Source organism: Candidatus Poriferisocius sp. (assembly GCF_965219775.1).
Taxonomy (GTDB): Bacteria; Actinomycetota; Acidimicrobiia; order Acidimicrobiales; family Bin134; genus Poriferisocius.
The window spans coordinates 3,114,055-3,138,644 of record NZ_OZ244793.1 but is presented as its reverse complement, the minus strand read 5'-3'; the positions used below and the strand labels follow the sequence as shown (position 1 = coordinate 3,138,644).

Genomic DNA, 24,590 nt, shown 5'->3' with positions numbered 1-24,590 from the left:
CAGACTGACATCAGAAATGCCTCCCGCTGCCACGGCTCCCTCTAGGTCACGGGCCGAGGGTGGCTAGGGGGACGATGGCTACTCCGTCTTCCTCGCGGGCGATGCGGAGGCCGGTGTGCTCGTCGGGGGCGTTCACGCCGAACAGCGCGACCAGCTTGGCCGGTGGCTGCTTGCGCGCCTCCTGGGCGCGTTGGGCGAGCTTGTTCAGCGCCCTCTTGGACTTGGCCAGGGTGGCGTCGTTGCAGGTCAACTTGATCTCGAAGGCCACCCAATCCCCGTCTCGGTTCTCCACCACCGCGTCCACCTCAAACCCGCTTTCGGCGTAGTAGTAGACCTCGGCATCATTCGCATCGGCATAGGCCTTCAGGTCGCGTATGGCCAGTGACTCGAAGGCACTGCCCATGTAGACGGTTTCCTCTAGCAAGCGGCGAGGCCCCACCCGCAAAGCTGCGGTAGCCACCGACGGATCGGCCAAGTAGCGCTTCGGCCTGACTCGCATGACCTGCTTGGCGGCCGGCTGAAAGCCCCACGGCCGGCAGTCCTCACGCAGGAAGACCCTCTCAAAGGCCTCCAAGTAGGCGGGCAGCGTCCTACGGCTCACATGGGGAGTCGTTTCGCCTTCGGCCGTGTCGAGGGCCAATGCACTCACCGATGCGGTCGTGCCGATGTTGCGGGCCAAGGATCGCAACACTCGCCGAGCCGTCTCGGTGCTCCGGAACGGGGGGGTGTCGGTACTGCGTCGGATGTCGATGCCACACATCGCGTTCACGTACGACTCCACGAACTGCAACGACTGCTCCAGCGGCATACTTCTCGAAGCGGGCCAGCCTCCTCGACAGATGATCTCGGAGAGATCCTGCCTCGACAGGGACGCTTCTGCGGCGGCATCCACCGCTTCCCCGCGTAGCAGGGCACCCAACGAGACCGCACCGTTGGAGGGTCCACTCTCGTACAAGGAGAACGTTCGCAAACGCAGCGGCGTGAGGCGACCAGCCCCCGAATGACGGATGGGATTGTCGGGCAGGGTGGAGGAGCCGGTGAGAATGAACTGGCCAGGAGCGCCACCACGGCGATCACACTCCCTGCGAACTGCGTTCCACAGGGACGGGGCAACCTGCCACTCATCGATCAACAACGGTGGCTCCCGGTCCAACAAGCCCCGCAGCGCGCCCGCCGCCGCGTCGGCCACCTCAACCTCGTCCATCGCCAAGAGCGACGACGCGGCCTGACCCCCCGTTGTGGTCTTTCCGCACCCCCGCGGACCCTCAATGACGATCGCCGGCGAGTACGCCAGTGCCGCTTGCAGCTTTGTGTCGAGCAGCCGCGGCACGTACTCGCGGCCATGCCCCAGATTCACGCGCACCTCCATGTGCCAATATATTGGCTAATGATGTGCCAATATATTGGCATATCGAGGTGCTGGAGGGTCGCAGCGGCGGGGGCTGAACCCCCTCTAGGAGTTCATGAGTTCGTGTTCGATGCGTTCGGCCATGACTTGGCGGGCCCATTCGATGCGGGAAGGCAGGTGCTCGGAGGGGAACAGGCCCTCTGAGGGGCGGTAGTCCTTCAGCACCTGCTTGGCGATGGTGTCCTTGTGGACTTCGGTGGGGCCGTCGGCCACCCCGAAGCTGGGGGCCATCATCCACATGTTGGCCAACGGCGTCTCGTTGGACATGCCGAGGGACCCGTGAATCTGCATCGACCGGAAGATCACGTCCATCAGCACCCGGGGGGTTGCCACCTTCACCCCGGCAATGTAGAGCCGGGCCTTGGAGGTGTCGGACTGGTCGATCTGCCAGGCGGCGTGCAGCACCTGCAGCCGGAACTGCTCGATCTGGATCCACGAGTCGGCGATCATGTGCTGCACCGCCTGCTTCTCGGCCAGCAGCGTGCCCTTGGTCTCCCGGCTGAGGGCCCGCTCGCACATCATGTCGAACGCCTTGCGGGCCGTGCCCACCGAGCGCATGGCGTGATGCACCCGTCCCCCGCCGAGGCGGGTCTGGGCGATCTTGAACCCGGCCCCCTCCTCGCCCATCAGGTTCTCGGCCGGAATCCGGCACTCGTTGAACCGCAGATAACTGTGGGACCCGTGGTTGATCCGCTCGCCTCCCATGCCCACGTTGCGCACCAGTTCCAAGCCGGGGGCGTCGTGGGGCACCAACATCATCGACGATCCCCGGTACACCGACACGTCGGGATTGGTGATCACCATCACGATGAGGAACTCGGCGCGGGGATAGTTGGAGGCGAACCACTTCTCACCGTTGATCACCCACTCGTCCCCGTCGCGATGGGCCGTGCAGGTGAAGTGGTTGGGGTCGGACCCCCCTTGGGGCTCCGTCATGGAGTAGCAGGTGGAGATCTCCCCGGCGAGCAGCGGCTTGAGGTACCGCTCCTTCTGCTCGTCGTTGCCGTAGTGGGCAAGAATCTCGGCGTTGCCCGAATCGGGGGCTTGGCTGCCGAACACCGAGGGGCCGAAGGTGGAGCGGCCCAGGATCTCGTTCATGAGGGCCAGCTTCACCTGGCCGAATCCCATGCCCCCCATCTCGGGCTTCAGGTGACAGGCCCACAGCCCCCGGTCCTTGACCTTGTCCTGGAGGCGGCGCAGGTGAGTCTGCACCTCCTCATCGGTCTTGTCGAACGGGGACCGGCCCCGGAAGTAGTGGTCGAGCGGCTCCACCTCGGTGCGCATCAGCTCGCTCAGCCAGTCGAGGTGGTCTTGAAACTCAGGGTCGGTCGAAAAATCCCAGGCCATCCTCCGACCCTACCGGCCAGATCCAAGTGTGTCGAATGCCCTTTCATGCTATGTTGCAGCATTTGTATAACCAGCCGCTCACAATATTTTCCTAATGTAGATTGACCCTGCAACCCTTTTTCTGTAATATGTCGGATGACATTAGCGAGCTAGTTGGCCTAGCTAACCAGTCTTTGGAGCACAATGTAATGGCCACAGAGCAAAAGCAAGAGGAGCAATATTGACATGATACCAATGAAAGCTATCAAGAGTATATGTATGATCACAGTTGTATTGACTGCACTGTTGGTGGCCAACACTGCAGTAGCAAATGCACTTCAGGTCTACCAACTACCTGCTGAAGCCCTGGCAGCACATCAACTTCTTCAAGAGTCTTCAGTAACTGGAAGACCAGGAGATCCCTTGGAAGTTGCTAGGACTCAAAAGGGTTCGCTAAGTGTAATGCCAGGGGAGAATCTTTCGCATCAGTTTGCTCCTGGAATAGCACCAATGAATGGACAGCAATGGGAGCCCCCACCCGCAGCAACTAAGAAATGCGGTCAGTGGAGATGGTCCTCGGGAGGCACTCCTCACTCGTACTCAGCGACCAGACACTGTGTGATAGAAAATTACCCCCGCTTCTGTATTCCACTCGGTGGTTGGTCAGGAGGCTATGACCTGCACACCTACAGTGATAGCTGGACCGTTACATCTGGAAACTATGTGTTCTATTACACAGAAAATATCAATTATCAGTGGGATCACTATTGCCTCGGTGAGAACTTCTACCGGCGAGAGTCAACACACATAGGCCGCTGATATTGAGAGTGGTTTTTCTCGCTGTTGTTGCAGTAACTTCAGTACTGACCGCTGGGGTGTCCGGTACTGCACAGGAAGACCGGCCAGGCAATCCTGAGCATGTGACCCGATTCGAACATGGTGACTTACGGTACTCTCCCTCCGAAGGAGAGATGGAGGTCGACCCTGGCCGACCTGGCAGCCCTGACAATGTAGCTCGGTTTGATCTGGGTCATGTTCGAGTGACGAGACCTGAATCAGCCAAGACAGTCCCACCTTCTCCTGGCAAATACTGCAACAGATGGAAGTGGTCGCCAAGCGGATCTCCTCATCTCTACTCATCAACCAGAGTCTGCCTCATCTCTAACTTGCCAGAATGGTGCTCATCAGCGGGTGGCCATGACTGGTATTACTACAGTGACAACTGGGTGGTTCTTTCCGAAGGAGCAGCGTTCTTGTACACCGAATATGTGTACCAATGGGACCACTACTGCTCGGGTACATTCCTTTACCGGCCGGGGCCCAACCACCTGGGACGCTGAGGTCGCACTATTGCGGTCGCCGCATAGCGCAGCCGCGGGTGATCAGTGCAAGGGATGCAGGTGGATGGGGAAGGCTTGGCGGATGCGGGCGTCGGCTTCGGGGGGCAGGTGTTGGGGCCGGGGGCGAGCGAGCACCTCGGTCACGTAGTCGTGGGCCACGTCTTCCATGGCTCGGGCCCCGGCGTCCACCCAGTCGTCGGGGCTGAGGCGGTTGCCGATCAGCGGATAGACGTACTCGGTCTGCATCAGCGACAGGGTCTGCGGGTGGCCGAGAAAGTGGCCCTCGCCCTGCACCACCTCGGCGATGGCCTGCGTCGACAGCGACTCCGGGGTGATCTCGATGCCCCGCACCGTGCGGTTGATGGCGCCCAGCATGTCGTTGTCGATCACCAGGGCCTCCAGCGAACAGGCCATGATGCTGGCCAGCATCCCCGCCGACTCGTTGATCATGTTGGCCCCGGCGTTGGCGGCCAGCGTGATGGCGTTGGCCTTCTCGTGGCCCGCCTGGTTGTCGGGCAGCTTGGCATCGGCCATGCCGGCGGCCACCCCGGACGGCAACCCCAGGTGGTTCACCACCTGGGCGGCGGCCGCGTTGATCACCGCCTCCTCGCCGCTGCCCCCGCTCATGGCCCCGGTGCGCAAATCGGACACGAACGGCCACATGCCCAGCACGCAGGGATGGCCGGGCACCACCAGGTTCACGGCCACCAGCCCGGCCAGGCATTCGGCCAGGGCCTGCACCAACGAGCCCGCCAGCGCCGCCGGTGAGGTGGCCCCGGCCTGCCCGGCCGACAGCAGGTTGATGGGCATGCCCCGGCGGGCCTGCTCGATCAGGCTGAGCGCCGACTCCTCGGCGAAGCGCAGGGGGGGCACCACGAAGGTGTTGTTGGCGATGCAGAACGGGCGACGGGCAAACTCCCCCTCGCCGCCCAACGCCATGTCGAACAGGTCCACCACCTCGTGGACGTGATCGGGGTGGAACATGGAGGTGCCCAGCGGTTTGGTGGTGCCCACCAGGCTGGCGAAGGCGGTGTTGACGTCCACCTCCCGGGCGGTGTCCATGTCGCGGGCCACCACCGTGCGCACGAACACGTGGATGTTGTCGAGGGTGTCCACCACCCGGGCCACGTCGTAGAGGTCGGCCAGCGTGCTGGGGCGGAACTGCTTGGTCCGGTGGTCGAGCATCATCACCGCGGCCCCGCTGGTGCAGAAGTGCACCCGGTTGCCCCCGATCTCCACCCCCCGGTCGGGGTCGAAGCCGTGGAGGGTGAAGTCCCGGCAGGCCCCGTCCACCACCCGCCGGACGAGGTCGGCCGGGAACCGCAGGCGATCGTCGTCGCCCATGTGGCCCCCGTGGGCGGTGACCGCCTCGATGATCTCGGGGGTGGCCTGGCCCATGCCCAGCTCGGCCAACAGTCCCAACGCCGCCTCGAACACGTCGTCGCACTGCCCGTCGGACAGGGGCCGATAGGCCCCGCCGACCATGCCCGGCCACACCGCCCGGGCCTCCGCGGTGGGTGGCGCCTCCCGCATCGCCACTCGGGCCGCCCGTCCCCCCGCTCGCCTCGCCATGTCATGCCCTCGATTCGCTAGCGGAACCCAAGGCCCTCACCTAGGCCCTCGGCTTCTCGTTGTCAGGGTCGTACGCCGGGCCGCTCAGCACCACCGCCGGGCGGCGGTCGCCGAGAAGCTGCACGTCGAAGCGGGTGCCCGGCTGCCGATGCGTCGGTTTGACGTAGGCAAAGGCCAGGCTGCGTCCGGTGGTGTGACCCCACGTTCCCGACGTGGTCAGCCCGATCAGATCGTCGCCGTCGTACACCGGCTCGTTGCCCCGGCAGTCGTTGTCGTCGGCGTCCACCTCGCAGTACACGAGGATCATCTCGAGGTCGTCTCCCTGCGCCCTGCGGGCCTCGGCGGCCGCCTTGCCCTGGAAGGTACCCGACCAGTCCACGAATCGGCCCAGGTCGGCCTCCACCGGGGTGATCTCGGTGGTCAGCTCGAAGCCCATGGCCTTGTAGGCCTTCTCGATGCGCATGGTGTTCATGGCGTAGGCGCCATAGTGGACCATGCCCTCGGGTTCGCCTGCGGCCACCAGGGCGTCGTACAGCGCGGCGGTGTGCTCCATGAGGTGGTGCAGTTCCCAGCCCAACTCCCCCACGTACGACACCCGCAGGGCCAGACACGGCACCCCGGCCACCTCGATGTGACGACCGGTGAGCCACCGGAATGCCGGGCTGTGCAGATCGGCGTCGGTGAGCGAGGCCAGGATCCGGCGGGACCGGGGGCCCGACACGGCCAGGATGCCCATGTCGTCGGTGCGGTCCACCACGGTCACCTCCTCGCCGGGGGCCACGTGATGGGCCAGCCAGTCGCGGTCGTGGAACTGCGCGGTGATGGCCGAGTTGAGATAGAAGCGGTCGGGGGCCAGCCGGGTGATGGTCATCTCGGCCTCGATGCCGCCGAGGGTGGTCAGGAAGTGGGTGAGCCGCATCCCCCCGTCGGCGGTGGGCATCTTGTTGGCGGTCAGGCGGTCGAGCAGGGCCCCGGCGTCGGCGCCGGTCACCTCGAACTTGGAGAAGGCGGTGAGATCGGCGATGCCCGCCCGCTCCCGGGTGCCCCGGCACTCGGCGCCCACGATGTCGAAAGCGTTGGAACGCCGGAAGGTGTGGTCCTCGGGCTCGCCGTAGTACTGCGGCCGCTCCCACCCGAAAATCTCCATCCACTGGGCGCCCTGGGCGTCGAGCCGGTCGTAGACGGGATCGGTCTTCTGGGGGCGTCCGGCGAAACGCTGCTCGCCGGGCAGGCGGGTGGCGTACATCTCGTGGAACTCGTCGATGGCCTTCTCGATGGCGTAGCGGCCCGTCGGACCGCAGTGGTCGCCGAATCGGCGGGGGTCCATCTCGGCCACGTTGATCTCCGTTTGGCCGTGCACCATCCACTGGGCCAGGTACTTGCCCGCGCCCGGTCCCTGGGTTATGCCGATGGACGCCCCGGCACACAACCAGTAGTTGCGGAGCCCTGGGGCCGGGCCCATGAGGTAGCCGGAGTCGGGGGTGTGGGTGATGGGCCCGCTCACCACCGTCTTGATGCCCGCATCGGCGAAGGCGGGGATCCGATCGCCCGCCTCGATCAGCCAGGGCATCAGGCGGTCGAGGTCGGGCGGGGTCAAGTAGAAGTGCTTGTCCCAGTCGATGCCGTCCACGCCGTAGGTCTGGGCGTCGGCCCGCTCGTAGGGGCCGACCAGCAGCGAGTCGATCTCCCGCCGGTAGTAGGCCGAGGCCCGGGGGTCGCGGATCACCGGCGGGTCAAAGTCGCCCAGGGCCTTCATCTCCTCCATCGGCTCGGTGATGAGGTACTGGTGGATGACCGACACGATGGGCACGTCCAGCCCCACCATGGCACCGAGCTGGGGGGCGTAGCAGCCCGCGGCGTTCACCACGTGCTCGGCGACGATGCGATGGGTCTGGCCACCGGTGTCGCAGATCACCTCCCAACGGTGGTCGGGGAGTTGGCTCATGGCGGTGACCAGCGTGTTGCGGTGGACCTCGCCGCCCAGTTGCCGGGCGCCCTTGACCATGGCCTGGGTGACGCTGGACGGGTCGGTCCAGCCGTCGTTGGGGGTCCAGCAGCCCAGCACCACGTCGGACACGTCCATGAACGGCCAATGGTCGAGAATCTCCTCGGGGGCGATCAGGTGGTTCTCGACGCCGACGAGATCGAGCATCCCGCTGACGTAGCGGAACCAGTCGGCCTGGTGACGGTCGAGGGCAAGCCGGATGGCCCCGGTGGGGTGCCAGCCGCTGGCCAGCCCGGTTTCGGCCTCGATGCGGGCGTAGAGATCGGGGGCCACCGCGTGGCACTTGGCCATGTTGAGGCTGCCGATGAAGTGGGGCACCAGCCCCGCCGCATGCCAGGTAGAGCCCGAACACAGCTCCCCCTTCTCCACCAGCACGGTGTCGGTCCAACCCTCGTGGGCCAGGTGGTAGAACAGCCCGGCCCCCATGGCCCCCCCGCCGATGATCACCACCCGGGCTTCGTCGCGCACTGCCGGTAGTCCGTTTACCTAGAGCCGGACCCGCTCTTTGCGGGGGTCGTAGAACGAGCGCAACGACGAGGTGGCGGCCATCGGGCGGCCCGCCACCTCGATCTCGAATCGGCCCGATTCCAGCCAGTCCTTGGTCACCCCCTCGGTGCCGTTCACATAGCCCATGGCCAACGCCCGCTCCTCGGTGTAGCTCCACATGCCGCTGCTGGTGCGGCCCACCATCTCGCCGTCGCGGTAGATGGGCTCGTCGTGGTACAGCAGCCATTCGGGGTCGTCCAGACGGAACTTCACCAGGCGCTTGGTGCGGGGGGCTTCCCGCTGAGCGGCCAACGCCGACTGGCCCCGAAAGCCGCCCGCCTTGTCCCAGGCCACCGCGAAGCCCAGCCCGGCCTCCAGGGGGGTGTCCTCGTCGGTGATGTCGTGGCCCCAATGGCAGTAGCCCGCCTCCATGCGCAGCGAGTTCATGGCGTGGTAGCCCGCGGGGCGCAGCCCGTGGGGGGCGCCCGCCTCCACCAGGGCGTCGTACAGGGCCCCTGCGTGGTCGGCGGGCACGTAGAGTTCCCAGCCCAGTTCGCCCACGTAGGTCATGCGCAGGGCCAGCACGTCCACACCCGCCACCGACAGATCCTGGGCGGTGCCGAAGGGGAAGCCGTCGTTGCCCAAATCGGCGTCGCAGCGCTCGCCGAGCACCAACCGGGCGTTGGGCCCCATCAGCCCCAGCACGGCGTAGCGGTCGGTGACGTCACACATGGCCACGTCGTGGCCACGGGCGGCCCGCCGCAACCAGGCCCAGTCGCGCACCGCCGAACCGGCCGAGGTGACCACCCAATAGGAGTGCTCGCCACGACGGGTGACGGTGAGGTCGGCCTCGATGCCGCCGTGGTCGTTGAGCCACTGGGTGTACACCGCCCGGCCCACCGGCACGTCCACCTCGTTGGCGCACACCCGGTTGAGCACCGCGGGGGCGTCGGGGCCCTCGACGGTGAACTTGGCGAACGAGGTCTGGTCGAACAGCCCCACCGCGTTGCGCACCGCCTCGCACTCCAACCGGGCGGCCTTGAACCAGTTCTGCGGGCCCCAGCTATAGCGGTACTCCCGCTCCTGTCCGGGCTCGGCGAACCAGTTGGGGCGTTCCCATCCGCCTACCTCCCCGAACACGGCCCCGGCGGCGTCGATGCGGCTGTGCAGCGGCGACAAGCGGAAGTCGCGGGCCGTCTCGTACTGGCGAAACGGCCAGTGCATGGCGTAGAGCAGCCCCAGACTCTCGGGGATGCGGGCGTCCAGATAGGCGGCTTCGCTCTGAAAGGGGAAGGCGCGGCGGATGTCCACCGCCGAGAGGTCCATGGGGGGGTGGTCGTCGACAATCCAGTCGGCCAGGGCCCAGCCCACCCCGCCCGCCGACTGGATGCCCACGGAGTTGAACCCGGCGGCCACAAAGCAGCGGTCCACCTCGGGGGACTCGCCCAGGTAGTACACCCCGTCGGGGGTGAAGGCCTCGGGGCCGTTGAAGAAGAGTTGCAGCCCGGCCTCACCCAGCACCGGCATGCGGTGGACGGCCCGCTCGAAGACGGGGCCCACGTGGTCCCAGTCCTCGGGGAGGGTCTTGAACTGGAGGTCACGGGGCACGCCGTCCAGGTTCCACACCTTGCCGCGGGGCTCGAAGAATCCGGCCATGACCTTGCCGGTCTCCTCCTTGAAGTAGGTGTAGTTGGAGGGGTCGCGCACGGTGGGCATGTCGGGCCGCACCCCCTCGATGGCCTCGGTGACGATGTAGAAGTGCTCGCAAGCCTGCACCGGCACGCTGATCCCGGCGGTGGCGGCCAGGTGCCGGGTCCACATGCCCGCGGCCAGCACCACCGTCTCGGCCTCGATCCGGCCGGCTTCGGTGTCCACGCCCACGGCCCGACCGTCGCGCACCACCACTCCCGTCACCGCCGTCCCCTGGACGATGCGGGCTCCCCGGGCCCGGGCGCCCTTGGCCAGGGCCATGGTGGTGTCCACCGGGGAGGTCACGCCGTCCTGGGGGATGAACAGCGCCCCCACCAAGTCGTCGATGTTGAGCAGCGGGCATCGCTCGAGGGCTTCGTCGAGTTCCATCTCGCGGATGTCCACCCCCACGGTTCGGGCCATGGACATGCCCCGCAACAACTCCTCCCAACGCTCGGGGTCGGCGGCCACCGAGATGGAGCCGGGGGTGCGGTAGCCGGTGGCCTGGCCGGTTTCGGCCTCCAACTCCTCGAAGAGTCGGGCCGAGTAGGTGGCCAATCGGGTGAGGCTGTGGTTGGACTTGAGCTGGCTGACCAGCCCGGCGGCGTGCCAGGTGGTGCCGCTGGTGAGCTGGCCCTGCTCGAGCAGCAGCACGTCGGTCACGCCCCGGCGGGTGAGGTGGTAGGCGATGGAACAGCCGACGATGCCGCCCCCCACGATCACCACTTGGGCCCGGTCGCTGAACTCAGCCATCCCGCCTCATAAGGCCGCTCCCGTGCTGCAATTTGACGAGTGCCCTGGTCGCTGTGCTCCAGGGCACGGGATGATCCGACGCTGCCATCTGGCCAGCGGATTGACCGGTGGGCCAGCGCCGAAGATTAGCACGGGTGACGGACACACGCACCCCACTTCACGCCCACCCGATTGCCGCCGGTGTGTGGCAATCTGGGGCCGGAATCCATCATGAATGCTGCCGACCACCGGGCCCAGCCGCCCCCCAAGCCCCGGCCCTACCCGGAGCGGGACTCGGCCCCTTGGTGGGAACGCGTCAACCGCCACCAGTTCGAACTGCAACGCTGCCGACGGTGCGGAACCTGGCGGTGGCCGCCCCGGGCCATGTGCGGGCGCTGCGCCTCATTCGAGTTCGACTGGACCCCGCTGTCCGGCCGGGCCACGGTGGAGAGTTGGGTGGTCAACCACCACGCGTTCCTCCCCGGCTTCACCTCGCCCTACACGGTGGTGCTGGGTCGCCTCGACGAGCAGGACGACCTGTGCCTGCCCGCGGCCTGGCTGGGCCGCGACGAGCCCACCGCCGGACAGCCCATCGCGGTGGCCTTCGAGGATCACCTCGACGACGAAGGCCCCTTCGCGCTCCTGGCCTGGCGCCCGGCATAGGCCCGGCGTGGGCAACGCTCACCGCGGGCTGTGGACACGGCCGAAGGTGAAGGCGTCGGGCCAGCCTCGTGCGGCCATGTTGGCCTCTTGTCGGGCGATGACCGGGGGAATGTCCGCCGGCTGCCAGCCTTCCACGAGCTCCTCACCCATCAGGTCCCGCACCGGGCGGTCCAGTTCCACCAGGAGCTGCAGACTGAAGGCGATCCGACCGGTGAGCACGCCGGGGTCGCCGGTGACGAGGGCCAAGGCGGCCTCGGCCATGGTCTCCAGCGGCTCGAACATCTCCTCGTCGATCCATCCCCCTGCCACCAGCGCCGGGGTGGCGATGGCCGCCTGGGGGGTGAGGGCGTTCACCGCCACCCCCTGGCCCTCGCACTCGCTGGCCGCCGACACGGTGAGCTTGTTCAGCGCGGCTTTGGGCGCCCCGTAGACGAAACCGGCCTTGGAGGGCCTGCTGGTGGGAAACGGCGGGCCGGGTGGCAGCTCGGCGGAGAAAGTGGTGAGGTTCAAGATGGCGCCGCGGCCCCGCTCTCGCATCGGTCCGACCACCGCCTTCATCAGCTCCCAGGGTGCCCAGAGGTTCACCTGCAGGCTCCGCTCGAGCTGCTTGGGGGTGACCTCCTCGAACGGGTGGTAGCCGTTCATCGCCGCGTTGTTGACCAGGATGTCGATGGGGCCGAACGCCTCCACCGTCTTGGGCACCAACTCGGAGCGGGCCCCGGCCGGATCGCTCAGGTCGGAAGGCAGCACCAGACACTCCCCTCCGAACGACTCGATGCGCTCCTTGGTGGTGGCCAGGCCCTGCTCGTCACGAGCGGTGATGGCCACCCGGGCACCCTCGGCGGCCAAACGCAGCGCGATGGCCGTGCCCGTGCCCCCCTTGCTGGCCCCGGTGACCAGCGCCACCTTGCCTTCACACGCCCGATCGGCCATCACGTCCTCCTCGGTTCTGCTCGATTGTCCACGGTCCCCCCCCGGGCGACCGCTCGAACCCACAGGGTGTTTCGATCCCCGGTCGACGCCCAGGGTATGGGATGATGGGCGATCCTACGTCCGCTGAGGTGCGAGGGACCGACCTGGTGACCGCCACAACCCACCCCCCACGCCGAGCCCTGTCGCTGCTGCACACCTCCGACTGCCATCTGGGCACCTCGCCCGCCCGCCGCCAGGAGGCCGCTTTCTCGGCCGCGATGGATCTGGCCATCGCCGAGGATGTGGACCTGGTGGTGATCCCGGGCGATCTGTTCGACCACAACCGGGTGGGCGACGACGTGCTGGACTGGGCCGCCGCCCAACTGGGGCGGCTCCCGTGCCCGGCGGTGATGATCGGCGGCAACCACGACGCCCACCCGGAGTCGTCGGTGCTCCACCGATTTCGACCTCGCATCGAGCATCTGCCCGTGAGCGTTCTCGACACCCTGGAGGGCACATCCATTCACCTGGAGGATCTGGACCTCACCTTGTGGGGAAAGTCCATGGACGACCACCACCCCGGTTTCCTACCCCTCGAAGGACTCCCCGAGCGACCCCGACGCGGCTGGTGCGTGGCCCTGGGCCACGGACTGGTCATGGACGACGACACGCCCACGTCCCGGTCGTCGCCCATCTATCCCCGCCACCTCGACGCCGTGGACTGGGACTACGTGGCCCTCGGCCACATCCACCGCCACATGGTCGTCCGCGCCGCGCCGTCGATGGTGGCCTACTCCGGGGCCACCGCCGAGTCGCTGGAAGGTGAGCCCGCCGTGGTGCTGGTCAACCTCGACCCGGACCGCGGCGTCTCGGTCACCCTGCGCGAACTCCCGAGGTTCGTGGGCAACGGTCGCTGATCGACCGGCCGGAGTGGCGTCGTCGGCGAGCGTCACACTTCAGGGGCAACCCGACCGATGGGTGGGGCCGCCGGCGATCGCCCGCTTCGGGGGCTACCCGGCCGAGGGGTGGTCGGTCAGGGTTTGCCTGCGCCGGCCACAGCGGCCTCGGTGGCGTAGATGGCGCCGCTGGCCGAGGCGGTCACCACCTCTCGCTTCCAGTCGTCGGCGGCACAGATGAGCAGCGTGCGCCGATCCTCGCCCCCCAGCACGCAGGCCACCGGCATCTTGGGGGCCATGTCGTAGGAGTCGGTCACCTCACCGCCGGGCAGCACCCGAAACACCCGTCGCCCCACGGGGTCGGCCACCCAGACCGCGCCCTGCGCATCCAGGCAGATGCCGTCGGGCGGGGCCACCGCCACGGCATCCGATTCCGGCACCAACTCGGCGTAGGTCCGCCGGTTGGACAGGGAACCATCGGCGGCCACGTCGAAGGCGGTCAGGCGGTAGGCCGAACTCTCGGCCACGATCAGCGTGGACTCGTCCGGGGTGAGGATGTGGCCGTTGGGGGCCTCCAGCCCGCCCGCACCCACGCTCGCCACGCCGTCGGGGGACACCATCAGCGTCTGGGCGGTGCGCCGCTCGCCCCCGTTGTGAATGCGGAATCCCATGTCGCCGATGTAGGCGGTGCCGTCGGACCGCACGATCATGTCGTTGATGTCGCCGATGGCCAACGGCGACAAGTCGGCGTGCTCGACCATCGAACCGTCCGGCTCTTGCCGCAGCAGCTTCTGCGTGGACATGGCCACCACCAGCAGGCGACCGTCGGGCAGCCAACCCAGACCCGACGGATCATCCCAGTCCACCACCGCGACGGTCTCGGCGTTGCCGTGGAGGTCGGTGCGGACCACCCGGTGGGCGTGCATGTCGGAGAACCACAGCGCGCCGTCGTGCCACCGGGGTCCCTCGGAGAAGTTGAGCCCCTCCAGAATGGTCTGCATTTTCGGCCTCCTGATACCCGAGGTGCGATCGGGATGGCACAATAGCCCCATGAGCCTGACCCTTGCCCCCAGCCTCGACGCCGAGGAGTCCTACGAGACCATCGAGGTGACCCGCATCGGCGGGGCCCTGGGCGCGGTGATCACCGGAGTGGATCCCCGCGGCGAACTGAGCGACCGGGAGTTTGCCGAGGTCCACCAGGCCCTCCTGCGTCACGAGGTGATCTTCTTTCGCAACGTGCCGATGAGCGCCGACGCCCAACTGGAGCTGGCCTCCCGCTGGGGTCAGCCCAGCATCTACCCGCTGTCGGCGGTGTTGGGGGCCACCGAGCCGAGCACCTCGGTGATCCGTGATGACGCCGACAGTTTCCCGGCCACCGACAACTGGCATACCGATGTGACCTGGATCGAGGTGCCCCCCAAGGTGGCCCTGCTGCAGTCGGTGGTGGCGCCCCCCTACGGGGGGGACACCATGTGGTGCAGCATCACCTCGGCCTACGACGCCCTGTCGGCCTCCATGCGGGCCATGATCGACGGGCTGGAGGTGCATCATTCCAACTATCCCCAGTTCTGCAGGGGCATGGCCGAGAAATCCGGGAGTTGGGACCTGGTGCCCTTGTTGCGAGAGGCGTACCCCGGCGTGAATCACCCGTTGGTGCGCACCCACCCCGAAACCGGGCGGCGGGCGTTGTATCTGGCCACCAACTTCCAGCAGTACGTGGTGGGGATGACCGAAGCGGAGAGCGCGGCCCTGCTGGGCTTCCTGACCGACCACATCGACCAACCCCGCTTTGCCTGCCGCTGGTCGTGGTCGGAAGGAGACTTGGCCATCTGGGACGAGCGATCCACCAACCACCGGGGCGTGTCCGACCACTTCCCGCAGGTCCGGGAGGTGCGCCGCTGCACGGTTGACGGCGACCGTCCCTTCTTCGACCCCTCCGTGCCCTACCGACCCAAGAACGCCGCCGCCATCCCGTAGGGGGCTGTGTTGGCCATCGGCATCGGCTATTGGGGGGCGCGCGCCTCGCGGTCGACGTCCCGCACGTAGGCCAGGATCTGATCCTCGAAGCTGAAGTCCAAGTCCAGGCTGCGGTCCAGCCCCTCGGCCACCATCCACCGGTACACGTGGTCCACCATGGCGGCCAGGGTGTACTCCGGCGCCCAGCCGATGTCGGCGCGGAGCTTGTCGATGGAGAACACCACGCTGCGGTTCCAGCGGTGCAGGTTGGGGCCGAGCCGCTGCACGAGCTGGGCCAGCATGAACTTGCGTCGGGCAGCCTGGGCGTCGTCCCGGGCGGCGCCGCTGCTGCGGATGTCGATCTTGACGGGTGTGGCCCGGCCCGGCTCGAGCACCACCGCCCCGTCCCACAGGTCGTCCATCACCGGGGCGGGGATGAACACCTTGTCGGGCTCCACCCCCAACACCTGGGCAAAGGTGTCCACGTAGCCCTCATCGGAGTAGTAGCTGCCTCCGGTGAGGTTGTAGCGCTTCCCGAAAGTCTGGGGCTGGAGCATCATCATGCGCAGCGCTCGGGCCTGATCGTCCACGTGACCCACCTGGCCCAGGGTGGTGCCGTCGCCGGGAACCAACACGGGTCGGCCCCGCAGCAGCCGCAGGATCATCCGCTGCTCCCGGTCGGCCAGGATGTTGCGGGGGCCGAACACCATGGAGAAGGGGACGATGGTGGCCGGGAAACCCCGGCGTCGCCAGGCGTCGATGAGGACGTCCTCGCACAGCAGCTTGTGCAGCCCGTACTCGTTCTGGTGGGGGCCGCGGTCGGTGGGATGGTCCTCGGTGATGGGCAGGATGTCGCTGGGGGCGTAGATCACGGTGGACGAGGCGAAGATGTAGTGTCCGATGCGCCCTTCGAACAGCTCGACCATCAACTCCACGTCGGCGGGGTGGTAGGCGCTCATGTCCTGGACCACGTCGAAGGCCTCGTCGGCGAGCACGGCCCGCACCTGGTCGTGGTCGGTGCGGTCGGCCACCAGTCGGCGTACCGACCGGGGAAAGTCCACCTCGGTGCGGCCCCGGTTCAACACCGCGACCTCGTGACCGCCCCTGACCAACTCGTGCACCAGCGCGTAGCCGTTGAACTGGCTGCCACCCATCACCAACACCCTCACCGCGGTTCCTCCTGCTGTCTCGTTCTGCTCAGCGTTGTTCTGCTCAGCGGCACACCCCGGCCTCGGCCAGGGCCTCCACCTCGTCGGGGGCCAAGCCGAAGACCTCGCCCAGCACCGCCACGGTATCGGCCCCCAGACACGGGGACGGGCCCGCGGTGCGCTTGGCGGTGCGGCTGAACCGGATGGCGTTGGCCACGTGGGTCTCGGTGCCCGCCACCGGGTGCTCCAGCACGTCGAGGGCGCCCCGGGCGGCCAGGTGCTCGTCGTCCAGATGATCGCGGGGTCCCATCACCGCCATGGCCGACACCCCGGCGGCCTGCAGCCGCTCGGCCCGGTCGCCGGCGGGACCGTCGGCCACCCAGGCCGCCACTACGGCATCCACCCCGGCCACGTCGGCCAGTCGGTCGGCGGTGGAGGGCCAGCGGTTGTCCACCCCGATGAGTTCGCAGCACCGCTGCCACGACTGGTCGTCGCCGCACACCACCGCCACCCACTCGTCGTCGCCGTCGGCCCGGTACACGTCGTGGGGGGCAATGGTGTCCGAACGGTTGCCGGTGGGCAGGGGATCGGCACCGGCGTCGGCGGCCGCCAGGTAGACCTCGCCGATCAGGTAGGCGGCGGCCTCGGTTTGGGCCATGTCGATGAGCTGGCCCTCCCCGGTGCGCTGCTTGTGGTCGAGGGCGGCCAACACGGCCACGGCCAGCAACTTGCCGGCGATGTGATCGGGATGGTTCAACGACGTGCTGCACGGGTAGGGCACATCCGGGTGGTTCCACAGCCAATGGGCCCCGGCGAAGCCGGCGTTCAGCGGCCCGTAGGCGGGCATCTTGCCCATCGGTCCCCCGCGTCCGTAGCCCTGGGAGCACACGTACACCAGGTCGGACCGCATGGCCGACATGTCGTCCCATCCCAGGCCGAGCTTGTCCAGGGATCCGCCCCGCATGTTCTCGGCCACCACGTCGGCGGCCATGAACAGCCCGAGAGCCAGCTCGCGGCCCCGCTCGGTGGTCAGATCCAGCGCCACCGACCGCCGCCCCCGGCTCTCGGCGTTGAACGGGAAGGCCTTGTTCAGGTCTCCCCGACCGGCCAGGCGCAACGAGTCGGGGTGGACGGTGGACTCGATCTTGATCACGTCGGCCCCCAGCTCCGACAGCATCCAGGTGGCTTCGGGCACCACCGCAGCCATGCCGAACTCCACCACCCGCACACCGGCCAACAGGAGGCCCTCGTCGTCCGGGCTGCCGTTCACCGCCCCGGATCCGGTGGCCGAGACGTCGGCGCCCGATGAGGCGGGGGCCGCGGCGTTGAGGGCGGCGGCCCCCCACCGGTGATCGTCGGGCCGGGGGCGGAACCGGGCCGGATCGTCTGGGGCCGCCGGGGCTCGCCGGCGCACCCCGGCCGGGGTCCCCGACAGCTTCCACGGGGCGTCGGGCATCGGCAGCCCCTCGGACCCGGCCACGTCGTGGCGGAAGAACCCCCGACCGACCACCTGCGGATGGGCGGCGAACTCCCGGGGCGACTGGATCACCCCGATGGTGGTGCCCGCCGCCAAGCCGAGCTCGAACCACTCGGCCCGATCCCGCTGCGACAGGATCTCGTCGGCCACCATGTGGATCACGTCGCGGTTGCGGCCCCGGAACACGCCGTCGTCCCACTCCGGTCCGGTGAGGGTCTCCGGGCTGCCCAGCACCCTCACGAATCCGTGCCACTGGTAGGTGGTGCCGATCACCGTGCGGACCCAGCCGTCACGAGCCGGGAAGACCCAGTAGTTGCCATCGGCGTTGCGCCGCCCCTCGGCGGGCAGTTCGGGAAAGTGGCGCTGGTAGCCGGGGATGAGCACCGACCACGGGTTCAGCCCGCCCAGGGCGGCCTCTTGCGCGCTGATCTCCACGACCTGGCCATGACCGTGGCGGCGCCGGTCCATCACCGCGGCCAACCCGCCGACGGCACCGAGCACCGACGCGCAGTCATGGGCCAGGTAACCGGGGTGCCAGCAGGGGGACTTGTCGCGAAACCCCGACAGGTACTGCGCCCCGGAGGAGGCGAAGGCCGCCAGCGGCTCCAGCCGCCACCCCGAGCGGGGACCGGTGAGGCCCATGTCGGTCAGGGCCACCACCACCAACGTCGGATGACGACCGGTAAGCTCGGCCAGGTTCAGTCCCGTGTTGTCGATGAGCAGGTCGGTGTCGGCCACCAGCGACTCCCACGTACCGGGGTCGCCCGCCAGCTTGTTGGCGTTGCGGTGGGCGTGGGCGAAGCCGTCGGCGTCGGGCACCGGCGGCACCCGGATCACCTCGGCCCCCAGGTCGCCCAGCAGCCGGCCGCACAGGGCTCCCCGCATGTCGGTGTGGTCCACCACCCGCAATCCGGCCAGCGCCCCGGCGGCCTCGGCGTCGTCGGCGCTCATCGGATGCGGGGCGCCGGCGGCCCCCACGTCGGCGCTCATCGGATGCGGGGCTCGATGCGGGTTTGTTCCTTGATGCCCCGGGCCTTCTCGGTGATCTCCTCCACGGCCCCGGCCAAGCTGAGGAAGGCCACCCCGCTGTTCATGGCGTTGGCCAGCGTGGTGGATTGGGCGGTCCACAACCCTCTCATGGTGGCCTCCACGGCCAGCCGCTCGGGGGCCGAGGCGATGGCCTCGGCGCTCCAGCGGGCCGCGTCCATCAGCTCGGCGGCGGGCACCACCTCCTGCACCAGCCCGATCTGGAAGGCCCGCTGGGCCGACATGCGCTCGTGGCGGCCCAGCAGCGACATGCGCATGACCTCGCCCAACGGCATGCGCTGGAGCATGAACATGGGCTCGTTGACCGCGGGCATGCCGTGGCTCACATGGGGGTCGAAGAAGGTGGCGTGGTCGGCGGCGATGATGAACTCCACCTCGCCCAGCAGGTAGAAGGCGCCTGCAGCGGCCATGCCGTTGACCGCGGCAATCACCGGTCGCCAGTAGTCGTTGGACTTGGGGCCGACCGCGGAGATGGGGTCGTCCACCATGAACGGCGAGGCCGGCTGCTTCCACGACCCGCCGATGTCCACGCCGGTGCTGAACGCCCGCTCCCCTGCGGCGGTGAGGATCACGCAGCGCACGTCGTCGTGGTAGCGGAGGTGGGCCCACAGCGCTCGCAGCTCCTCACAGGAGGTGTTGTCCATGGCGTTGAGCCGCTCGGGCCGGTTCAGCGTGACCACCGCCACCCCGTCGGCCTCCTCGTACAGCAAGTTCTGATAGCTGGGCACGGCTCGCATCGTAGTGCCGCGCCACCCCGGCCCACTTGCCTTCCCGCCGGGCCGCGTGTCGCCGGATGCGACCCCCTTGCGGGGCGGGGTTACCATCCGGCCCGGAGCACGGTGCTCACGACGTTGAGGAAAGCGGGGCAGGCCATGGACATCGGCAGGATCGGATTGTGGCAGGGGGTGCTCGACCAGCAGCCGTCGGGTCGGGTGCGGGAGGTCGTCGCCGAACTGGAGGAGATGGGCTGGCCCACGGTGTGGATTCCCGAGGCGGTGGGCCGCGACCCCTTCGTGTCGGCCTCGGTCATGCTGGGGGCCACCACCACGCTGAAGATCGCCACCGGCATCGCCCAGATCCACGCCCGCCACCCCATGACCACCGCAGCCGCCCAGAAGACGCTGGCCGAGGCGTACGACAATCGGTTCCTCTTGGGGATCGGCGTCAGCCACGGCCCCCTGGTGGAGGGCATCCGCAAACTCGACTACTCCAAGCCCTACTCCTACATGATGGAGTATCTCGACGCCATGGACGGGGCCATGTACATGGCCGCCGGCCCCGACGAGGACCCGCCCACGGTGTTGGCCGCGCTGGGACCCAGGATGCTGGCGTTGGCCGCGGAGCGCACCGCCGGGGCCCACCCCTACTTCGTGCCCCCCGAGCACACCGCCACCGCCCGTGAGATCATGGGGCCCGACGCCCTGTTGGCCCCCGAACAGAAGGTCTGCCTGGAGACCGATCCCGCGGCGGCCCGGGCGCTGGCCCGGGAGAACATGGCGTTCTACCTGGACCTGCCCAACTACGTGAACAACCTCCTCCGGCTGGGCTTCACCGAGGAGGATGTTGCCCAGCAGTCCGACCGCCTGGTGGACGCCATCGTGGCCTGGGGAGACCTGGATGCGGTGACCTCCCGCATCGCCGCCCACCACGATGCCGGGGCCGACCATGTGGCGGTGCAGGTGCTGGCCCCTCGCGGCGAGCTGCCCCTGGCCCAATGGCGAACCCTGGCCGAGGCGCTCCTATAGTTCGGCGGCAGGACAGGAACGACGGCACGAGGGGTCTGGCGATATGAGCAAGCTGTGTGAAGGAAGGGTGGCGGTGGTCACCGGTGCCGGACGGGGCATCGGTCGGGAATACGCCCTGATGCTGGCCGAACACGGGGCCAAGGTCGTGGTGAACGACTTGGGGGCCGACCCGGACGGTCGCGGCGGTGACGCCGGGCCCGCCGGCGAGGTGGTCGAGGAGATTCGGGCCATGGGGGGCGAGGCGGTGGTGAACGGCGCCGACGTCAGCGACTTCGACGCCGCCAAGGCCATGGTCCACCAGGCCATCGACACCTTCGGCACCCTGGACATCCTCATCAACAACGCCGGCATCCTGCGCGACCGGATGGTGTTCTCCATGAGCGAGGACGACTGGGATGCGGTGGTGCAGGTCCACCTCAAGGGCACCTTCGCCCCCGTCCACCACGCCGCCGCCTGGTGGCGGGAACAGACCAAGGCCGGGCAGACCTTCGATGCCCGGATCATCAACACCGCTTCGCCGTCGGGCATCTTCGGCAACGTGGGCCAGACCAACTACGGAGCGGCCAAGGCGGGTATCGCCGCCTTCACGGTGATCTCGGCCATGGAGTTGGTCCGCTACGGGATCACGGTGAACTGCATCGCCCCCAGCGCCTACACCCGGCTGACCGCCCCCCTGATGGGCGGCGGCGACATCACCGAGGACGCCAAGGAGGCCATGTCTCCCCGGTGGATCGCCCCCATCGTCACGTGGTTGTGCAGCCCGGCCGCCGCCAAGGTGACCGGACGGGTGTGGCAGGTGGGCTACGGCTCGCTGGCCATCGCCGAGGGCTGGCGTCAAGGGCCGGTGGTGCCGTTGGAGTCGCAGGACCCCACCACCCTCGGACCGGTAGTGGCCGACCTCATGTCCCGAGCCGAACTGAACGCCGACATGAGCGGCAAACCCGCCGGCGGCCCCGGCCGCCCCGAAAGGGAGATCTGAGGAGAACCAATCCCCTCCCCCCCGCCGACCCGCCGGAGGCAACAGGGTTAGGGGATTACCTCCAGGCGGCAGGAGACGGCGGGGTCGGTCTCGGCGCCGACCCAGCGCAGGGCCAGGCCGCCGCGGGTGTGGCCCGCGGTGTCCAGCCAGTTGGGATGGCCCGGGTCGCGGTGCGCCACCACCACTCGAATGGTGCCGTCGTCCTCCACGACGGCGGTGTGGTGGTTGATGCTGGTCCGGTAGTGCTCGAAATCCAGGGACTCCAGCCAGTGGTTGCCCAACTGGATGTTCCAGTACTCGCACTCGGGGGGCTCGAACTCGATGATCCAGGCCTCGTCGGCCGCCAGGTCGAAGTAGCCGTAGTTGTACGAGGTGTCGGGGTCTCCCTGGGCGAAGGCCAACAGCTCCGGGTCGATGGGCCGAATCCGGTGGGGGTGCGCGGCGAAGGCGGCCGTCCACCCCAGGAACTGGTCCACCACCGCGGCCACGGTGAAGCCGGCCCGTCCGAGCGCACCGGCCAGCCGCTCGGGGTCCACCGGCTGGGGAGGGCTGCCGCCGTCGGTCCGCTCCAGGGTGAGGGCGGCCGGGGTCTGGCGGGGCCGGTCCAACAGGGTTTGGCGGATGGTCAGCGAGTTGGTGCCCTCGCTCATGGCCAGCCACGCGCCGGGCCGGGGCTCGGCGCTGATGGCTACCTCGAACCCGCCGTCCTCGTCCATCTCGATGTCGTCGGTGGTCAGGTAGCTGTCCCTCACCAGGCCCCCCGGCGTGCCCAGTCCTCCGCTGAAGGCGCCCATGCGGATGGAATGGGCGTCGTTCAGGCGGCCCCGCAACCGGTAGTCGAAGCGGGGCGACAGCCGGGCGCCGCCGTACACGTAGTCGGGGTTGTCGAGGCCGATCTTGACCCCCGACTGGTTGAGGACGGCCCGGGCCGGGTCGGCCTCCTCCAGGTTGGCCCGCAGGAAATTGGCGGCTACGCGGGTCACGTAACGCAGCCCTTCGGCCCGGTCGAAGTCGTCGTCGGGAGCGGCCTCCAGCACCTTGTGACCGGCGTCGCGCAGGGCATCGCAAAGTTGGTTCCAGGTTCCGGCCCAGTCGATCTGGCTCATGGCCGCCCACCCTTGGCCCGTCCGGCCCCCAATGTCATGTCACCGCCACCTCGCAGGCCTCGATGTAGCGGGCGTACCGCTCGTAGACCGCCTCCGCCCGCAGCCCGTAGTGCTCGGGGTGGTAATCGTGTACCCCGTGCTCGCCCTTGGGGTGGTCGGCGGCCCAGCGGGCCACCGCTCGCTCGGCGTCGGTGTCGAACCGGTAGCCGAAGTGGTCGCAGATGGCGGCCACGCTACCGAGGGGGTCGGCCTGGAAGTCGGCGAAGTGCAGGTCGTAGAACCGATCCTCCCGGCCGGTGCGGGCGTCCAGCATCCGCTCGATACCCCGGGCCCACAATTCGGTTTGCTCGGCACCGTGGGCCAGGTTGTCGGGGTGCTGCTCGAAGCCCTGGCGACTCACGGCAGTCAGGCTGCACACCGAGGCCACCGCCTTCAGCGGGTCGCGGTGGGTCATCACCACGTTGGCGTCGGGGTAGGTGGCGAACAGCGCCTCGGGAGCGAACAGGTGGCTGGGATCCTTCAGCACCCAGCCGGTGTCGGGCTCGTCGACGCCGATGAGTCCGATGCTGCGGCGGTGCTGCTCATAGGCCGGATCCATGTCGCAGCCCGCCCACCAGGCCGCGTAGGTGGGGATGCGGAACAGGCACTCGAAGGTCACGCTGGCAAACGACTGGCGGAACAGGTTCCAGCATTCGTCCACCAACTCGGCCGACTGGAGATGAATGGCGGCCCGGTCGGGATCCATCTCGGCGACGGCGTCGGTCCTGGCCTTGCTGGCGGTGAAATCCGGACGTTGATCCCACTGGGTGCGGGGTGGACGGGGCTGAGGTGCCTCGGCCAGCCACAGCTCCAAGCCCTGAAAGTGGGGGGAGGCCGCCATGAGCTGGTGCAGGGCGGTGGTGCCGGTGCGGGGCAGCCCGATGATGACCAACGGTCGCTCGATGGGGGTGTGGGCCGCTTCCGGTCGGGCCTTGAGCCCGGCTTCGGCGTGCAGGCGGCCCACCAACGCCCCGATCATGATTTCGGTGATGGCGAAGCGGCCCATGTCGGTCATGGCGGCCTCGGCTTCCAGTGATTCCACCAGCACGCCGAGACCCTCGCGGTAGTGGCCGTCGCCGAAGTCGTGAAGGCCCGAGCGTTCCACGGCGGCGGCGTGGAGCTGGTCGATGTCGATCACGGCGCCGTCCTCGGTATCCCGGTCGGATCCTGGTGGAGCGGTGCTACCGGGCTGCGGCCTGGAGCTGGGCGCCGAAGGCGGCCATCGACTCGGCGGTGTCGGCCAAGAACAAGAACGAGGGCACGATCAAGCGGTGGGCCCCCAAGTCTTCCACCTCTTGCACCAGCCCGGCCGGGTCGTCCATGGGGGTGTTGGGCAATCCCACGGTGATCTCGATGCTCTCGGGATCCCGGTCGGCGGCGGCCGCCTCCTGGCGCATCACGTCGATCAGATCGGCGATGGAGACTCCCTCCCGGGGGCCGGGCCAAAAGCCGTCGCCCAGCCGCCCGGCCCGGCGGGCCGCGGCCAGGGAGTGGCCGCCGATCACGATGGGCACCCGGCCGTTGACCGGCTTGGGGTTCAAACTCACCCCGGAGAAGGAGGCGTGCTCACTGGTGTACGAGGCACTGTCGCCGTCCCACAGCGCCCGCATGGCCCCGATGTAGTCGTCGGTGCGCCGGCCCCGCCCTTCCCAGGGGATGCCCAGCGCGTTGAACTCCTCCTTCAGCCACCCCACGCCCACGCCCAGGCTGACCCGTCCCCCCGACAGGGAGTCCAGCGTGCCGAGGGCCTTGGCCAACACCACCGGGTTGCGCTGGGGCAAGATCAAGATGCCGGTACCCAGTCGCAAAGTGCTGGTGGCAGCCGCCACCCACGTGAGCCAGATCAGCGGATCGGGTAGCGGCGTGTCGGGGGTCATCGGCATCCGACCGGTGGGGTCGTAGGGGTACACCGAGGCGTACGCATCGGGATACACCACGTGCTCCACCGTCCAGATGGAGTCGAACCCGGCGGCCTCGGCTCCCTGGGCGAACTCCACGGCGCCGTCGGGGCCGGTCCAGTGGAGAATGTTGGCAAAACCGATTCCGAACTTCATGGCCGGCCAG

General features: G+C 68.4%; 18 protein-coding genes. 5 read left to right on the top strand and 13 right to left on the bottom strand.

The annotated features are described in order from the left end of the window. Positions 1–46: 46 nt before the first annotated feature. The 5 genes from ACOQPQ_RS14185 to ACOQPQ_RS14165 form a co-directional block, all read right to left on the bottom strand. On the bottom strand, positions 47–1,369 hold the full coding sequence (locus tag ACOQPQ_RS14185; protein WP_420640063.1) for an ATP-binding protein: 1,323 nt from the start codon (positions 1,367–1,369) through the stop codon (positions 47–49). A gap of 84 nt (positions 1,370–1,453) precedes the next feature. Continuing rightward, a complete protein-coding gene (locus ACOQPQ_RS14180) occupies positions 1,454–2,755 on the bottom strand; it encodes an acyl-CoA dehydrogenase family protein (protein ID WP_420640062.1) in 1,302 nt (433 codons plus the stop codon). Between the two features lie 1,361 nt (positions 2,756–4,116). Next, a complete protein-coding gene (locus ACOQPQ_RS14175; RefSeq protein ID WP_420640061.1) occupies positions 4,117–5,646 on the bottom strand; it encodes a trimethylamine methyltransferase family protein in 1,530 nt (509 codons plus the stop codon). 40 nt (positions 5,647–5,686) lie between these two features. Continuing rightward, on the bottom strand, positions 5,687–8,119 hold the full coding sequence (locus tag ACOQPQ_RS14170; protein ID WP_420640060.1) for an FAD-dependent oxidoreductase: 2,433 nt from the start codon (positions 8,117–8,119) through the stop codon (positions 5,687–5,689). An 18-nt stretch (positions 8,120–8,137) separates the two neighbouring features. After that, positions 8,138–10,579, bottom strand: coding sequence for a GcvT family protein (locus ACOQPQ_RS14165; protein WP_420640059.1), 2,442 nt, complete (start codon positions 10,577–10,579; stop codon positions 8,138–8,140). 210 nt (positions 10,580–10,789) lie between these two features. Between ACOQPQ_RS14165 and ACOQPQ_RS14160 the strand changes: the two genes are divergently transcribed. Next, a complete protein-coding gene (locus ACOQPQ_RS14160) occupies positions 10,790–11,221 on the top strand; it encodes a Zn-ribbon domain-containing OB-fold protein (RefSeq protein WP_420640058.1) in 432 nt (143 codons plus the stop codon). An 18-nt stretch (positions 11,222–11,239) separates the two neighbouring features. On the opposite strand, the gene ACOQPQ_RS14155 is transcribed toward ACOQPQ_RS14160, so the two are convergent. After that, positions 11,240–12,154, bottom strand: coding sequence for an SDR family NAD(P)-dependent oxidoreductase (locus tag ACOQPQ_RS14155; protein ID WP_420640057.1), 915 nt, complete (start codon positions 12,152–12,154; stop codon positions 11,240–11,242). A 146-nt stretch (positions 12,155–12,300) separates the two neighbouring features. Between ACOQPQ_RS14155 and ACOQPQ_RS14150 the strand changes: the two genes are divergently transcribed. Next, positions 12,301–13,050 (top strand): metallophosphoesterase family protein, encoded by a 750-nt coding sequence (locus tag ACOQPQ_RS14150; RefSeq protein ID WP_420640056.1) that lies wholly within the window; start codon positions 12,301–12,303, stop codon positions 13,048–13,050. Positions 13,051–13,166: 116 nt separating this feature from the next. On the opposite strand, the gene ACOQPQ_RS14145 is transcribed toward ACOQPQ_RS14150, so the two are convergent. Next, a complete protein-coding gene (locus ACOQPQ_RS14145; protein ID WP_420640055.1) occupies positions 13,167–14,030 on the bottom strand; it encodes an SMP-30/gluconolactonase/LRE family protein in 864 nt (287 codons plus the stop codon). 49 nt (positions 14,031–14,079) lie between these two features. Here ACOQPQ_RS14145 and ACOQPQ_RS14140 point away from each other — a divergent pair, with 49 nt between their 5' ends. Beyond that, positions 14,080–15,006 (top strand): TauD/TfdA dioxygenase family protein, encoded by a 927-nt coding sequence (locus ACOQPQ_RS14140; protein WP_420640054.1) that lies wholly within the window; start codon positions 14,080–14,082, stop codon positions 15,004–15,006. Positions 15,007–15,032: 26 nt separating this feature from the next. On the opposite strand, the gene ACOQPQ_RS14135 is transcribed toward ACOQPQ_RS14140, so the two are convergent. From ACOQPQ_RS14135 to ACOQPQ_RS14125, 3 genes are read right to left on the bottom strand one after another with little or no spacing between them, the layout of a single operon-like run. Then, positions 15,033–16,154 carry an NAD-dependent epimerase/dehydratase family protein gene (locus tag ACOQPQ_RS14135; protein ID WP_420640053.1) on the bottom strand — a complete coding sequence of 374 codons (1,122 nt, stop codon included), beginning with the start codon at positions 16,152–16,154 and terminating at the stop codon, positions 15,033–15,035. A gap of 43 nt (positions 16,155–16,197) precedes the next feature. Further along, positions 16,198–18,600 carry a CoA transferase gene (locus ACOQPQ_RS14130; RefSeq protein ID WP_420640052.1) on the bottom strand — a complete coding sequence of 801 codons (2,403 nt, stop codon included), beginning with the start codon at positions 18,598–18,600 and terminating at the stop codon, positions 16,198–16,200. Continuing rightward, complete coding sequence (locus ACOQPQ_RS14125; RefSeq protein ID WP_420640051.1) at positions 18,597–19,394, bottom strand: enoyl-CoA hydratase/isomerase family protein; 798 nt, start codon at positions 19,392–19,394, stop codon at positions 18,597–18,599. The genes ACOQPQ_RS14130 and ACOQPQ_RS14125 overlap by 4 nt, the downstream gene beginning before the upstream one ends. A gap of 135 nt (positions 19,395–19,529) precedes the next feature. Here ACOQPQ_RS14125 and ACOQPQ_RS14120 point away from each other — a divergent pair, with 135 nt between their 5' ends. Next, positions 19,530–20,402 carry an LLM class F420-dependent oxidoreductase gene (locus ACOQPQ_RS14120; protein ID WP_420640050.1) on the top strand — a complete coding sequence of 291 codons (873 nt, stop codon included), beginning with the start codon at positions 19,530–19,532 and terminating at the stop codon, positions 20,400–20,402. 43 nt (positions 20,403–20,445) lie between these two features. Next, entirely contained in the window at positions 20,446–21,381 is a 936-nt protein-coding gene (locus ACOQPQ_RS14115; protein WP_420640049.1) for an SDR family oxidoreductase, read from the top strand. A 47-nt stretch (positions 21,382–21,428) separates the two neighbouring features. Here ACOQPQ_RS14115 and ACOQPQ_RS14110 read toward each other — a convergent pair whose 3' ends face one another. The 3 genes from ACOQPQ_RS14110 to ACOQPQ_RS14100 are packed head-to-tail and all read right to left on the bottom strand — an operon-like array spanning position 21,429 to position 24,580. Then, positions 21,429–22,487, bottom strand: a complete 1,059-nt coding sequence (locus ACOQPQ_RS14110) for a DUF1214 domain-containing protein (RefSeq protein ID WP_420640048.1) — start codon at positions 22,485–22,487, stop codon at positions 21,429–21,431. Between the two features lie 34 nt (positions 22,488–22,521). Further along, a complete protein-coding gene (locus ACOQPQ_RS14105; RefSeq protein WP_420640047.1) occupies positions 22,522–23,664 on the bottom strand; it encodes a sulfotransferase family protein in 1,143 nt (380 codons plus the stop codon). A 43-nt stretch (positions 23,665–23,707) separates the two neighbouring features. After that, positions 23,708–24,580 carry an LLM class F420-dependent oxidoreductase gene (locus ACOQPQ_RS14100; RefSeq protein ID WP_420640046.1) on the bottom strand — a complete coding sequence of 291 codons (873 nt, stop codon included), beginning with the start codon at positions 24,578–24,580 and terminating at the stop codon, positions 23,708–23,710. Positions 24,581–24,590 lie beyond the last annotated feature (10 nt).

What these genes read in the sequence shown, in the direction of transcription:
- ACOQPQ_RS14155 (WP_420640057.1), bottom strand. Translation starts at nt 12,154, where the DNA reads ATGGCCGATCGGGCGTGTGAAGGCAAGGTGGCGCTGGTCACCGGGGCC.
- ACOQPQ_RS14145 (WP_420640055.1), bottom strand. Translation starts at nt 14,030, where the DNA reads ATGCAGACCATTCTGGAGGGGCTCAACTTCTCCGAGGGACCCCGGTGG.
- ACOQPQ_RS14125 (WP_420640051.1), bottom strand. Translation starts at nt 19,394, where the DNA reads ATGCGAGCCGTGCCCAGCTATCAGAACTTGCTGTACGAGGAGGCCGAC.
- ACOQPQ_RS14115 (WP_420640049.1), top strand. Translation starts at nt 20,446, where the DNA reads ATGAGCAAGCTGTGTGAAGGAAGGGTGGCGGTGGTCACCGGTGCCGGA.
- ACOQPQ_RS14175 (WP_420640061.1), bottom strand. Translation starts at nt 5,646, where the DNA reads ATGGCGAGGCGAGCGGGGGGACGGGCGGCCCGAGTGGCGATGCGGGAG.
- ACOQPQ_RS14165 (WP_420640059.1), bottom strand. Translation starts at nt 10,579, where the DNA reads ATGGCTGAGTTCAGCGACCGGGCCCAAGTGGTGATCGTGGGGGGCGGC.
- ACOQPQ_RS14180 (WP_420640062.1), bottom strand. Translation starts at nt 2,755, where the DNA reads ATGGCCTGGGATTTTTCGACCGACCCTGAGTTTCAAGACCACCTCGAC.
- ACOQPQ_RS14140 (WP_420640054.1), top strand. Translation starts at nt 14,080, where the DNA reads ATGAGCCTGACCCTTGCCCCCAGCCTCGACGCCGAGGAGTCCTACGAG.
- ACOQPQ_RS14120 (WP_420640050.1), top strand. Translation starts at nt 19,530, where the DNA reads ATGGACATCGGCAGGATCGGATTGTGGCAGGGGGTGCTCGACCAGCAG.
- ACOQPQ_RS14100 (WP_420640046.1), bottom strand. Translation starts at nt 24,580, where the DNA reads ATGAAGTTCGGAATCGGTTTTGCCAACATTCTCCACTGGACCGGCCCC.
- ACOQPQ_RS14160 (WP_420640058.1), top strand. Translation starts at nt 10,790, where the DNA reads ATGAATGCTGCCGACCACCGGGCCCAGCCGCCCCCCAAGCCCCGGCCC.
- ACOQPQ_RS14130 (WP_420640052.1), bottom strand. Translation starts at nt 18,600, where the DNA reads ATGAGCGCCGACGTGGGGGCCGCCGGCGCCCCGCATCCGATGAGCGCC.
- ACOQPQ_RS14185 (WP_420640063.1), bottom strand. Translation starts at nt 1,369, where the DNA reads ATGGAGGTGCGCGTGAATCTGGGGCATGGCCGCGAGTACGTGCCGCGG.
- ACOQPQ_RS14110 (WP_420640048.1), bottom strand. Translation starts at nt 22,487, where the DNA reads ATGAGCCAGATCGACTGGGCCGGAACCTGGAACCAACTTTGCGATGCC.